The sequence below is a fragment of the Burkholderia crassaminum genome (assembly GCF_964265005.1).
In the GTDB taxonomy this organism is placed as follows: domain Bacteria; phylum Pseudomonadota; class Gammaproteobacteria; order Burkholderiales; family Burkholderiaceae; genus Burkholderia.
Genome location: NZ_OZ183799.1, coordinates 2,071,097 through 2,084,570 on the forward strand (window position 1 = coordinate 2,071,097; position 13,474 = coordinate 2,084,570).

At 69.8% G+C, this 13,474-nt stretch carries 9 protein-coding genes; 1 reads left to right on the top strand and 8 read right to left on the bottom strand.

The annotated features are described in order from the left end of the window. Nucleotides 1–7: 7 nt before the first annotated feature. From ACPTTF_RS09535 to ACPTTF_RS09570, 8 genes are all read right to left on the bottom strand, one after another. Entirely contained in the window at nt 8–784 is a 777-nt protein-coding gene (locus tag ACPTTF_RS09535) for a 2,3-dihydro-2,3-dihydroxybenzoate dehydrogenase (RefSeq protein ID WP_423371027.1), read from the bottom strand. A gap of 14 nt (nt 785–798) precedes the next feature. Continuing rightward, nucleotides 799–4,719 carry an amino acid adenylation domain-containing protein gene (locus ACPTTF_RS09540; RefSeq protein ID WP_423371028.1) on the bottom strand — a complete coding sequence of 1,307 codons (3,921 nt, stop codon included), beginning with the start codon at nt 4,717–4,719 and terminating at the stop codon, nt 799–801. A gap of 44 nt (nt 4,720–4,763) precedes the next feature. Beyond that, nucleotides 4,764–5,090, bottom strand: coding sequence for a DUF2218 domain-containing protein (locus tag ACPTTF_RS09545; protein WP_423371029.1), 327 nt, complete (start codon nt 5,088–5,090; stop codon nt 4,764–4,766). Beyond that, a complete protein-coding gene (locus tag ACPTTF_RS09550) occupies nt 5,087–5,977 on the bottom strand; it encodes an isochorismatase family protein (RefSeq protein ID WP_423371030.1) in 891 nt (296 codons plus the stop codon). Before ACPTTF_RS09550 ends, ACPTTF_RS09545 begins: the two co-directional genes overlap by 4 nt. Nucleotides 5,978–6,022: 45 nt before the next feature. Further along, nucleotides 6,023–7,639 (bottom strand): (2,3-dihydroxybenzoyl)adenylate synthase, encoded by a 1,617-nt coding sequence (locus ACPTTF_RS09555; RefSeq protein WP_423371031.1) that lies wholly within the window; start codon nt 7,637–7,639, stop codon nt 6,023–6,025. After that, nucleotides 7,636–8,820 (bottom strand): isochorismate synthase, encoded by a 1,185-nt coding sequence (locus ACPTTF_RS09560; protein WP_423371032.1) that lies wholly within the window; start codon nt 8,818–8,820, stop codon nt 7,636–7,638. The genes ACPTTF_RS09555 and ACPTTF_RS09560 overlap by 4 nt, the downstream gene beginning before the upstream one ends. 49 nt (nt 8,821–8,869) lie before the next feature. Continuing rightward, nucleotides 8,870–11,083, bottom strand: coding sequence for a TonB-dependent receptor domain-containing protein (locus tag ACPTTF_RS09565; protein WP_423371033.1), 2,214 nt, complete (start codon nt 11,081–11,083; stop codon nt 8,870–8,872). Between the two features lie 117 nt (nt 11,084–11,200). Beyond that, nucleotides 11,201–12,172: a helix-turn-helix domain-containing protein gene (locus tag ACPTTF_RS09570; RefSeq protein WP_423371034.1), complete on the bottom strand. Its 972-nt coding sequence runs from the start codon at nt 12,170–12,172 to the stop codon at nt 11,201–11,203. A gap of 162 nt (nt 12,173–12,334) precedes the next feature. Between ACPTTF_RS09570 and ACPTTF_RS09575 the strand changes: the two genes are divergently transcribed. Next, nucleotides 12,335–13,456, top strand: coding sequence for an ABC transporter substrate-binding protein (locus ACPTTF_RS09575; protein ID WP_423371868.1), 1,122 nt, complete (start codon nt 12,335–12,337; stop codon nt 13,454–13,456). Nucleotides 13,457–13,474 lie beyond the last annotated feature (18 nt).

Below are 13,474 nucleotides of genomic sequence, written 5' to 3' on the forward strand. Positions count from 1 at the left end.
CGGGCCGTCACACGCCGAGCGTCGCGCCGCCGTCGACGCACAGCGTGTGCAGCGTCACGTGGCAGGCGGCGTCGGACAGCAGGAACAGCACGGTGTCGGCAACATCGGCCGGTGCGGCGATCCGGCCGAGCGGGATACCCGTGCGATAGGTTTCGAGCGAGCCTGCGATGACGCCCGCCGGGCCTTCGGGGCCGCGCCAGAGCTGGCGCTGCATCGGCGTATCGGTCGAGCCCGGCGCGACGATGTTGCAGCGAATCCCGTGGCCGGCCAGCTCCAGGCCGAGGCAGCGCGTGAACTGGTGCGCGGCGGCTTTCGATGCGGCATAAGCGGCCATCTGCGTGCGCGGCACGAGCGCCGCGTTCGAGCCCACGGTCACGATGCTGCCCGCGCGCCGCTCGATCATGCGTGCCGCAACCGCGCGCGACAGGTGGAACACGCCGTGCGTATTCACCGCGAAACAGTGCGCCCAGTCGTCGTCCGTCAGCGATGTCGCGGCCGCCAACCGCAACACGCCGGCGACGTTCGCGAGCATGCCGATCGGACCGATCGTCGCCTCCACCTGCTCGATTGCCGCGCGTACGGCGTTCGCGTCCGCCACGTCGACCGCGAACGGATGCACGCGCCCGGATGCCGGCGGGCGGTCCTCGCCGGCTCGCATCAGCGTGTCGCCATCGGCGTCGAATGCGGCAACGTCGACGCCGCGTTCGGCGAGCGCGCGCACCACGGCTGCGCCGATCCCGCGCGCCGCGCCGGTCACGACGGCGACGCCCGTCGGAAATGTCATGTCGGTTTCCCTGCTCATCGATTCAGATTCCTCGTATCGGTTTCCATCGCGGCCCAAACGGCAAGCCGCTCGCTCAGTGCGGCGCCGATCGCCGCCATCGGTTCGGGGTCGGACATCCCGTCGTGCGAACAGTCGAGCGCCACGCAGGTCGGCAACGCCGCCGGCCGGTGCGCGGCCCAGCTGTCGGGCACGGGCGTGCCGGGCCGCTTGCGGGTCGCGTTGAACAGCAGCAGCTCCCCGCCGTAATGCGGCGTCGACGCCGCGCGAAACTGGCGCATCTGCCTGAGCGTCGCGTCGACCAGCGCATCGAGCCCCGCGCCGCCGAGCGCCGCAAACGGGCTGTTCGCGCGCAGCAGACGCTGGCGCAGTTGCGCGTCGGACAACGACGCCGTGTCGAAATCGCCGTTGACCGTCAGCAGGATCCGCAGCGCGTCGCCCGTTTCCGGCTGCGACTGCGCCGTCCACGCGGACGACGGATAGCTGTCCATCAGCGCGAGCACGCCGACCGTCGCGCCGGCCCGCTCGAGTGCCGCCGCAACCGCATACGCGAGCGCGCCGCCCAGCGACCAGCCGAGCAGGTGGTACGGCCCGTCCGGCTGCAGCGCCCGCACGCGCCGCACATAGGTGCCGACGAGCGCGTCGAAATCGGCTGCATCGTTGGTGTCGTCGACCGACAGTTGCAACCCGTCGATCGTCGCGTCGGGCAGGTACGCGGCAAGTCGCAGGTAACTCCATGCGAGACCGTCGGCCGGATGGATGCAGATCAGCCGCTGCGCGGGCCCGCCCGCCGTCTGGATCGCGAGATGCGGCGCGAACGCGTCGCGCGCCGCGCGCGGCCGGTACGGCAGCGGCGTGCGCAACGCGGCCGTCAGCGCCGCGACCGTCGCGTGGCGGAACAGCATCGACACGGGCACGTCGCGGTCGAGCGCGGTTGCCAGCCTCGCGCTCGCCTGGATCGCCTGCAACGACTTGCCGCCGATGTCGAAGAAATTCGAATCCGGCGTGAGCGCGACGCCGCCGAGCACGCTGCGCCACGCATGCATCACCTGGCGTTCCAGCGCGTCGGCGCGCGGATCGTCGTCCACGCCGATCCGGCCCGCAACCGCCAACTGCCGCAACGCGTTGCGATCGGTCTTGCCGTTGACGTTGCGCGGCAGCCGTTCGAGCACGTGCCACGCGTCGGGGATCGCCGCAGCCGGCAGCGCGTCGGCGAGCCGCGCGCGCAACGCAGCCGTATCGTCGAACCCGTCGACTCCGGCGACGAACGCAGCGAGCGTCGTCACGTCGGCGTCGCCGCGCAACGCGACGACCGCCGCTTCGCGCACCTCGGGCGTGCGCAACAGCCAGTCCTCGATCTCGCGCGGATCGATGCGCACGCCGCTGATCTTCACCTCGTGGTCGATCCGGCCTTCGAACACCAGCCGGCCGTCACGTACGGTGGCGAGGTCGCCGGTCCGATACGCACGCGCGCCTCCGGGGAGCGTGACGAAACGCTCGGCAGTCAGCCCCGCATTGCCCGGGTAGCCGAGCGCCAGCGCGTCGCCGCACACCACCAGTTCGCCCGTGCGGCCTTCGGCCACCGGATACAGCCGTTCGTCGACGATGCGCACGTCGACGCCCGCGCGCGGCATCCCGATCGGCACCGGTTCGCCGTCGCGCCAGACCGCGCCGGGGCCGCTCACGCAGGCAGCCGTCGCGATGATCGTCGCTTCGGTCGGCCCGTACGTGTTCAGCAGCGCCAGGTCCGGCAGGTGCGCATGCCAGCGCCGGATCCGCTCAGGCAGCGCGGCCTCCCCGCCGATGATCGTCAGGCGCACGCCGGCCAGGCGTTGCGCCTGGCGCGCGTCCAGTGCGTGCGCAAGCACGTGCCAGTAGGCGGTCGGCAGGTCGAGCACCGTGATGCGGCGCCGCTCGACCTCGGCCGTAAACGCGTCGACCGAGTCGAGCATCGCATCGTCGCGCAGCACGAGCGTCGCACCGTTGCAGAGCGTCGCGAAAATCTCCTCGAAGCTCGCATCGAAATGCAGCGGCGCGAACTGCAGCACGCGGTCCCCCGGGGCGATGCGATACAGGTGGCTCGTGCTGTCGACGAAATGCGCCAGCGCGCCACGCCCGACCAGCACGCCGTTCGGCCGGCCGGTCGAACCCGACGTGTACAACAGGTACGCCGGTGTCCCGGCGTCGAACGCGGCATGCGCGATGCCACGGAGCGACGGCGTGCGCGGCGCGTCGAGATCGAGCACCGGCAGGCCACCCGCGCAGCCACGGTAGGCCGCCCGCGTGATCACGAGCGTGGGCGCGGCATCCTCCAGCATCGCCGCGACGCGCTGCGGTGGGCCCTCCGGATCGACCGGCACGATCGTGGCACCGACCCTCAGCACGGCGAGCATCGCCGCGATCACGTCGGGCGCACGCGGCGCGGCGATCGCCACGCGTGCGGCGCGCGCGACACCTCGCTGGTCGAGTTCCTCGGCAAGCGCATCGGCATCGGCGAGCAGCGCGCGGTATTCGACGCACCGGCCGCCCGCCTCGATCGCCGGTTGCGCCGGCGCATCCCGCGCAATGCCTTCGATCCGCGCGAGCACGTCGGCGTACGGCCCGGCCAGCGGCGCGCCGCGCACGATCGACGGCGCGGGCATCCCGTCGAGCAGCGTATCGAGCGACGCATCCGGCACGTGCGCGGCGAATGCGTCGAGCCACGCGGAAAGATCGTTTGCGTGCGCAACGACCGTGGCCTCGTCGTACGCGTCGGGATTCGCCTCGAGCGTCAGGTGCCACGCGCCGCCGCGTACGGCAAGCGTCACGTTCAGGTCCTTCACCGGACCACCGCTCACGGCCTGCGTGTTGCTCGCAAGCCCCTGGAACGCGACCTGCCGTTCGAACGGCATCACGTTGACGGCCTGGTTGAACAGGAACGCATTGCGCTCCAGCAACCCGAGATCGCCGCGAATCCACCCATACCGGTAGTACAGGTGCGGCCGGATCGCGCGCACGCGTTCCGCGCATTCGTGCGCGAGCGCGCGCGGCGAGCGCCCGGCATCGACATGCATGCGCAGCGGCACGATGTTCATCGCCATGCACGGCACGCCGAGCGCCGGCGTGCCGAGACGGTTCATCACCGGCAGTCCGAGCGTCAGGTCGCGCTGGCCGCCCTGCTTCGCGAGCCAGAGGCCGGTCGCGCAAAGCAGCCACGCATTCCAGTCGACGTCGATCCGCTCGGCAGCCGCACGCAACGCATGCACGCGTTCGACATCGATCACGCACGTCGCCCGCCGCGCATCCCGGGCGACCTCCTGTTTCGGCGCGAGCTCGAGCGGCGCGGGCACGTCGCGCAGGTGCGCGCGCCAGAACGCACGATCCGCGTCGAAGCCGCTGCTGGCGCAGTAACGCGCCTCGGCCTCCACGACACGATCGATCCGCCAGTCAGGCAGCAGCGGCAGCGGCGCACCGGTGACGCGCGCGCTGTAGCGGGCCGCCACGGCCTGCTGCAACAGCCCGTAGCCGAAGCCGTCGAGCGCGATGTGGTGCACCTGCAGATACCACCAGTGCCGGGTCGGCGACAGCCGCAACAACGCCGTGCGGTAGAGCGGATCGGCCGTTACGTCGCAGCAGATCGACAGCGACGCCTTCATCCACGCATGCGCCGCCTCGACGGGATCGGCCTGCGCCGACAGGTCGACGAGCGGCAGCCGCGTGCGCGGCGCGCGACGCACCTGCCACAGCGCGTCGTCCTGCCACGCGAACTGCATGTGCAGCGCGTCGGCGTGATCGAGTACGGCCTCGACGCTGTCGGTCAGTGCGGCGACGTCGAGCGCGCCGTCGAGTTCGACGGTCTCGGCCGTCAGATAGCCCGGATCGTCGGAGTCGACCTGTTGCGCGACCCAAATGCCGTATTGCGCGGACGTCGCGCGGATCGGCAGGGATTCGTTTTTCATGAGCGGGTTTGCCCCGAAGTTCGTTGAACCGGCAGCGGGCCGCGTTACGCGCCCCGCTCCCATGCGACCACCAGCGCGCGGTTGCGCGACATCAGCCCCAGGTGTTCGTCCATCACGTACTGGATCTGCTCGAGGCGCTCCGATGAATCGGCTTCGCATCGAAGCTGCAGCACGTCGTCGGTACGCAGCATCCGGCAGACGCCGTACGGAAAATCGATGGTCGCGCGATGCGTGTCGAACACGACCGGCACCTTGATCGCGTAGTGCTTGCACAGCTTGAACAGCACGCGGTCGGCCTGTGGCACCGACACTTCCGCCGTGCTGACGAACGGTGCCGGACGGGCGTCGGGCATTGCAGGACGCACCGTCATGCGCTCACCTGTGCCGCGCGACGCAGCACCTGCGTCCATGCGTCGAGCGTCGGCTGCTCCGCGAGCTGGACGAACGTGACGTCGTAACCTTGCGCACGCCACGCTTCGACGAGCGTCATCATCCGGATCGAATCGAGCCCGCAATCGATCAGGTTGTCGTGCTCGCGCAGGTCGGCGGCCGGCATCCGCAGGCTGCGGGCGACCTGTGCCGCGATCGTGGCAAGCGTCGGCGCCGTGTCATCCGCAGCCGCTTCAGCCTCCAGCGCAGCGCCGACCAACGCGTCGGTGGTCACCACCTTCCCGCAGCGGCCGGCCACGTAGTCGAGCGCCATCCGGTGCTCGCGCTCCGAGAAATCCGCGAGAGCGTCCGCGACAAAGAACGGCCGCACGTCGCGCATGAACGCGTCGCAGGCCGTCATCAGGCAGCCGATATGCGCATAGATCCCGCAGATCACAAGCTGGTCGCGCCCCTGCTCGCGCAGGCTCGCTTCGAGCGGCGAGCGCCGGAATGCGCTGTAGCGCCACTTGTCGAGCACCGTATCGCCCGGCGCCGGCGCGAGCGCGCCGCAGATCGCCGCGCGCGACGGCTGCGCGGTCAGGCCGGGGCCCCACATGTCGGTCAGCAGTGCGCGGTCGGCCGCCGCCTGCGTCGCCGGCTGCGCGGTGTAATAGACCGGCATCCCGGCCGCATGCGCGAAATCGATCAGACGGCGCACGTGTGCAACGAGCGTCGGCACGGGCGCCGCCGCGCGGTCGTAGAAATCGAGGAAGTAATCCTGCATGTCGTGCACGAGCAGCGCCGCGCGGCGCGGGTCGAACCGCCAGTCCACACGGTTGGCCGGCAGCTCGGCGGGCATCGGATAGGAAGCGATTTTCGGAATGGCCATGATGGTTTGCGTTGAGATGAAAGAGTCGGGGTTCCGGCGCACGCGTCACGCGGCGTCGGCCAGGCTGTCCGCGATGTGCTGCCGCAGCGCGCGCTTGTCGATCTTGCCGACGGGCGTTTTCGGGAACGCGTCGACGAATTCGATCCGGTCGGGCACCTTGTACGCGGCCACGCCCTGCTCGCGCACGAAGCGAACCAGGTCCACCGCGGCCGGCGCGGGCGTCCCGCGAATCACGTAGGCGCAGCTGCGCTCGCCGAGATACGGGTCGGGCATCGCCACCAGCGCAGCATCGACGACGCCCGGATGCGCGAGCAGCAGGTGTTCGATCTCCTCGGCGGAGATCTTCTCGCCGCCGCGGTTGATCTGGTCCTTCGCGCGCCCCTCGACGACGAGCTGACCGCCCGCCGTCACGCGGACACGATCGCCGGTGCGGTAGAAGCCGTCCGGCGTGAACGCACGTGCGTTGTGTGCGGCAGCGTCGTAGTAGCCGCGGATCGTGTAAGGCCCCCGCGTCAGCAGATGGCCGACTTCGCCGGGTTCGACCGGTCGGTCGTCGTCGTCGACGATGCGGATCTCGTCGTCCGGCGAGATCGGACGCCCCTGCGTACCGGTCACCACGTCGCGCGGATCGTCGAGCCGCGTGTAATTGACGAGCCCTTCGGCCATCCCGAACACCTGCTGCAGTTGCGCGCCGAAACCGTCGGCCGCGCGCGCCGCGAGCGCCGGATCGAAGCGCGCGCCGCCGACCTGCACGAGTTCGAGGCTCGCGAGCGCGCCGTGCCGCCGCCCGGCCGCGGCCAGCCATACCGGCACGAGCGGCGGCACCAGCGCCGCCACCGTCACGCGCTCGCGCTCGATCAGCGGAAACGTGACGTCCGGGCTGGCCCCGTCAACCAGCACGACGGTGCCACCCGCCTCGAAGACGCCGAGCGAGCCCGGCGAGCTCAGCGCATAGTTATGCGCAGCCGGCAGCGCCGCGAGATAGACGCTGCGCTCGGTCAGCCCGCAGATGCGCGCGCTCTCGCGCACGCTGTACAGGTAGTCGTCGTGCGTGCGCGGGATCAGCTTCGGCGTGCCCGTGCTGCCGCCCGACAGTTGCAGGAACGCGATCTCGTGCGCGCCGGGGCCCGGCGGCAATTCGACGTCGGACGGCGCCTCCGGCAACGCGACGCGTGCATTGCCGGGCGCCGTGAACAACACGTGGCGCAGCGTCGGCGCATCGGCACGGACCTCGTTCGCGAGTGCCCGGTAGTCGAATCCGTCATGCGTTTGCGCCGCGACATAGGCCACTGCGCCCGCGTGCCGGCAGAAGTGGCCGATCTCGCGCCGGCGATGCGCGGGCAGCGCGAACACCGGCAGCGCGCCGATGCGGAACAGCGCGAACGTCACCGCGAAAAACGCGACGCAATTCGGCAATTGCACGACCACGCGGTCGCCCGCGGCGATCCCGCATGCGCTCAGCGCGCGGGCCGTGCGTTCGGCTTCCGCCGCGAACGTCCGGTACGACCAGCGCAGCTCGCCCTGCACGAGCGCAATGCGTTCGCCGTGTCGTGCAACACGTTCACCGAACCATTGCGCGAACGACTGGCCGAGCCAGTAGCCTTTCTGCCGGTAAGCGGCGGCGGCCTCGTCCGGCCACGGCGTGCGGTTCGCGGACGTCATGCCGCCTCCTGCGCGGCACCCGACGCGGCGTCGCGGTCGATACCGAGCGCATCCAGCATCGTCCGGAACTTGGCGGCGGTTTCCGCGCGCTCGCCGGCAGGCGTCGATTCGCCGACCACCCCCGCACCCGCGTAGAGCCGCAGCGTGCGGTCGAACGCTTCGGCGCAGCGAATCGTGACGACCCACTCGCCGTCGCCCTGCACATCGACCCAGCCGAGCATGCCCGCGTAGAAGCCGCGATCGAACGGCTCGGCATTGCGAATGCAGTCACGCGCCGCCGCACGCGGCGCGCCGCAGACGGCCGGCGTCGGGTGCAGCGCGAGCGCTAGCGTCAGCGCATCGGCGTCGGTTTCGCCGCACACTTCGGTCGACAGATGCCACATCGTTTCCGTATGCACGAGCGACGGACGCGCCGGCACGTCGAGCCGACGGCACAGCGGCGCGAGACTGTCGCGCACGGCCTCGACGACGACCCGGTGCTCGTCGAGATCCTTCGCGGACGCCAGCAGCGCCTGCGCGCGCCGTCGATCCTCGTCCGGGTCGCGGCTGCGCGGCGCGGACCCCGCCAGCGGATTCGCGCGCACGACACCGCCGAAGCGGCTGACGAGCAGCTCCGGGCTCGCACCCAGCAGCGTACGGCCCTCGCCGAGATTCACCGAGAACGTGTAGCCGTGCGGATTGCTCGACGCGAGCCGCGCGACCAGCGCCGCTACGTCGACCGGTGCGTCGCCGGTTGCCTCCAGCGTGCGCGCCAGCACGACCTTGTCGAGTTCGCCCGCGCGAATCGTGGCGACCGCCTGCGCGACCGCGTCCGCATAGGCGTCCGCCGACGGCACTTCGCGCGTCGCATAGCGCGCAGCGGCCGGCGCGGCTGCGCGTTGCGCACCGAGCGGCCGCGCGCGCAGCATCGTGTGCGCGACCCGCAGCGCGGCCGGCGCGTGGACATCGAACGGCACCGCGCCGACCACGGCAGCGCCCGCATGACCGTCGTCCCGCGCGCGGCGCAGCGCGTCGTTCACGCGCGTCGCGAGCGGCAGGTCCGCATGCGCAATCGCGTCCGCGATGTCGCTCGCCAGCAGCGTATGCGCCGGCGTCGCGAGAAACAGCGGCGTATCCGCGCGATACACATCCCATACGTTATGGGGTACTAATAACTCGGAAGGTCGGGAAATCGCATTCATGACATTGCCTCGAGATTAATTGAGCCGGCGCCTGGCGCCGGCCATGCCGTCACATTTCGGCGGTCAGACTCACCGCGATGCGGCGCCCCTGGTCGACGAGCCAGTTGCCGCTCAGCCCGGTCGTGCGTGTCCGATCGTCGATCGGCACCATCTTGTTGGTCAGGTTCAGCACCGCGAAATTGACGGAGAAACGCTTGTCGATCCGGTAACGGCCGCCGAGATCGAAGGTCGTCGTCGACGGCCGTTCGCGCACACCCTGCGCACCGTTGCGGAACGCGGCCCAGTATTCGCTGCCGATGTAGTTCGCCGTCGCGTAGAGGTCGAGCTTGGCCGTCGGCGTCCAGTCGACCTGCACGTTGAATTTGTGCTTCGGCGTCTTGTCGAGCGGATGGCCATCGAGCGAACTGCCGTTGAACGCCTTCTCGCCGCTGCCCTCGCGGCGCGATTCGGTGAGCGTGTACGCGCCCGACACCTTCAGCGTGCGCGACAGCCGCGTGCCGGCGCCGATCTCCAGCCCGTACAGCTTGACCTTGTCGATGTTGTCGTACACGTAGACGTTGCGGCCCGGCGAGCGCGGATCGGGCCTGCCCGTGTCGTAGCTCGCCACCTTGTTCTTGAACAGGTTGTTGAACAGCGTCAGGCCCGCATACGTGTCGCCCAGGTCGTAGCGCACGCCGAGCTCCTCGGTCAGGCTCGTTTCAGGCTTCAGGTCCGGATTGCCGCACAGCGTGCCCGGCATCGCGCCCGCCGCGCCGCCCGACGTCATGCAATAGCCGGCCGTGCTCTGCCGCAACGACGGCGGCCGGAAACCGGTCGAGACGCCGCCGCGCACCGTCCACGCCTTGCTGAGCTGGTACACGCCGTAGATGCGCGGGCTCACGTGGCTACCGTAGCGATCGTCGTGATCGAGCCGCACGCCGGTCGTCAGCGTGAAGCGGTCGTTGAAGAAATAATCGTTTTCGCCGAACAACGCCCATGCGTTGCGCGTGACGCGATCCGCGTTGGCGCCATGGCCCTTCGGCACCGCGTCCTGCACGCTCACGCCCGACAGCCGCGACCAGATATGCTGGCCGCCCACGGTCAGGATGTTGCGCTCGCCCCACCACGGCACCGCGGCCTTGGCTTCGAGGATCGTGTCGGTCAGCGCGGGTTTCACCGACGAACGCCCGGACGGCGTCCATTGATCCTGCACGCCGCGCTCGCCGTACAGCGATACCGTCGTGTCGGCGAAGCCCCAGCGGCCATCGTGCGTGATGCCCCAGTAGTCACGCACGTGCCGCGTTTCCGTCAGCGCGGTGGCTGCCGTTCGCGGGGTGAGCGGCGCGGCGCTCTTGCCGGGCGTGCTGAGATAGGTCAACTGCTCGCGCCCGACGTTGACGCTCACGTCCTGGTTGCTCGCGGGCTTTGCCGACAACTTCACGTCGAAGCTGCCGATCCGCTGCCCGTTCGCGCCGCCCGTTCCGCTGTTCGGGTAGTAAATGTCGTCTTCGCCGCGATGCAGGAGACGACCCGACGCCTGCAACCCGAGCACATCGGATTTCAGCGGGCCGCCGAGCCAGAAGTCGACGCTCTGCGTGTCGCCCTGATCCGATTCGAGCTGCCACACGCTGCCGGCCGTGATCGTGCCGCCCCAGCGCTTCGGCACCTTGCGCGTGATCACGTTGATCACGCCGCCCATCGCGTCGGCGCCATACAGCGACGACATCGGCCCGCGCACGACCTCGACCCGCTCGATCGCGGACAGCGGCGGCATCAGGTTCGACTGCACGCCGGCCGTGCCTCGGTTCATCGTTTCGCGCGTGTTCTGGCGACGCCCGTCGACGAGGATCAGCGTGTACTCGCCCGGCATCCCGCGAATCGAGATGTCCTGGTCGTTCGGCGACGCGCCGACGACGCTCACCCCTTCGACGTTGGCGACGATCTCGGCAACCGACGTATACGGCTTCGCCGCGATGTCTTCGCGGCTGATCACCGAGATGCTCGCGGGCGCCTCGCGGATCGCCTGCTCGCGACGGCTCGCCGTCACGACGATCTCCTTCAGCGCGACCGGATCGGCAGCAGCAGCCGGCGGCGTGGCTTCGACCGGTTTGGCCGGCTTGCCCGGATCGTCCGGGTTGGCGACGGCGGATCGGGCAGCGACGGAGGACGCGGCGGGTTCCGCCGCCCGGTCAGGCGTCTGCGCCCATGCGCACGACGCACCCATCAGATACAGACCGGCAACGACGACCGGCTTCAATGCAAAGCTTGCGGCTTGATTCGACATGGTGGCGCTTTCTATGTTTCACAATGAGATTGATTCTCATTTGTATTGTGAAACATGTAAGCAGCCGAAATGTTTGCGTAAGCATCGAACTCGTTTGAGCGCCGCCGCCGGATGTCGTCAGCGTTGGTCGCTGCGCCGCGCGAGCGTGGGCGTAACGCCGAAGCGGCGCTTGTAGGCCGTCGCGAAATTCGCCGCACTCGTATAGCCGGCCAGTGCCGCGGCCTGCTTGACGCTCACCGCGTCGCGCTCGAGCGCGAGCCGCGCACGCTGCAGATGATGCTCGCGGACAAAGTCGAACACGGTCGTGCCGTAAGCCGCGCGGAACTGCCGCTGCATCGCGTTCGCGCTCATCCCGGCGTGCCGCGCGATGTCGTCGAGCGACAGTTCCTGCACCGCGTCGCTCGCGAGGAACGCGCGCAACTCGGCCATCCGGCGGAAGTCGCGCGAGCCGAGCGACGTGTCGGCCGCCTGCGCCGCGCCGGTCTCGAGCGGCGTGAACGCCTCCGCGAGCAGTTCGAGCACGCGGCTTTCGAGATAGATCGCCTGCAGCATCGGCTGATAGGCCGGCGGCCGCACGATCTGCTCGGCGAGCGCCGTCGCGCGCGGCGTCGGCTGCCAGAAGCGGATCGCCAGATGCGCGGACAGCATCGCATCGAGTGGTTGCGGCAGGACACCGCAGCTGGCCGCCTGCAGATGCCCGAGCCATTCGCCCGACATCGCGAGGCTCAGCCGCCGCGCGTACCCGCCCTTGCTGAGCCGCCGGCGGAACGTGTCAGGCTCGACCGCGTTGAGCAGGAACGACTGCATCCGCACCGCGGGCCGCGCGGCGTCACAGGCCGCGCGACCGGTGCGGCGCCCGTCCGTCGTCAGCACCACGCGCCGGTCGCCGTACGACACGTCGAGCGCGCCCTCGAGCAGCAGGACGAGATGCAGGCCCGGCGAACATTGTCCGGACATCACGGCGTCGAATTCGTCGGTGGCATCGTCCGAGTGGATCCGCAGCCCGGGCCGCACCTCGCGGATCTTCGCGACGTGTGCGTCGTGTCGATAGCGATCGGAATGGGAAGCGGCTGGCGTCAGCGCTGTCATGTCGTCATTACCCCCGCGCGCGGGCCGCTCGTGCCCGCGCAAACTATTCTGGTGTTCGATCAAACGGCCAATACCCCTGTCGCGGCTTCGGCTCGGTTACAATTAAATGCGAATGGTTCTCATTTATATCGTATCGGGAGTCGCGTGAAAAAGACAAGCGGAATGTGGTCGATGCTGGGGGTATGGCTGTGCAGTTGGCTCGTGATGCATGCCGCGCAGGCAGACACGACGATCGTCACCGACCTGGCCGGGCGCCAGGTCCGGATTCCTGCGCGCGTCGAGCGCGTGCTGCTCGGCGAGGGCCGCCTGCTGCCGGCGCTGGCGGTCGTCGACGGCGGCGATCCGGCCCGCCGGCTCGTCGGCATGATGGGCGATTTCGAGCAGCTCGATCCCGCCAGCTACGCACAATGGCTCGCACGCTTCCCGCGCCTGAAGGACGTGCCGCGCATCGGCCGCTCGCAATCGGGCAGCTTCAGCGACGAGCGCGCGCTCGCGCTGCGCCCGCAGGTCGCGATCTTCGGGCTCGGTGGCGGCCACGGCCCGGGCGAGCGCGACCGCGAAACGCTCGCGCGGCTCGAGGCGGCCGGCGTCGCGATCGTGTTCGTCGACTTCCGGCATGATCCGCTCGCCAACACGCCGCGCAGCATTGCACTGCTCGGCCAGGTGCTCGGCGCGCCGCAGCGCGCGGCGGAATTCAACGCGTACTGGCAGCAGCAGCTCGATCTCGTCCGCACGCGGCTCGCGACCGCGCGCCCCGCTGCGCCGAGCGTATTCCTCGAAAGCCGCGTCGGCCTGTCGGGCGACTGCTGCGACACGATGACCGGCATGATGGGCCACCTGCTCGACGCCGCCGGCGGCAACAACGTTGCGAAAGGCCGTGTGCCCGGCGAGCACGGCACGCTGAACCCCGAATACCTGCTGAGCCGCCAGCCCGACTTCTACATCGGCACCGCGATCGGCTCGGTCCAGACGCTGCAAAGCGCGCCGCAGCGCATCGCACTCGGCGCCGGCGTGCCGCGCGACGCTGCCATCCGCTCGCTCGACCAATCGCTGAAACGGCCGCAGATCGCGCCGCTGCGCGCAGTCCGCGAACGGCGCGCGTATGCGATCTGGCATCACTTCTACAATTCGCCGTTCAACGTCGTCGCCGTGCAAGCGATGGCCAAATGGCTGCATCCCGCGCTGTTCGCCGATCTCGATCCACGCGCCACGTTCGACACGATGGTGCGGCGCTTCCAGCCCGTTGCGCTGCAAGGCGAATACTGGGTGCAGGAGGGCTCCTGACATGCGGACGCCCGCCTC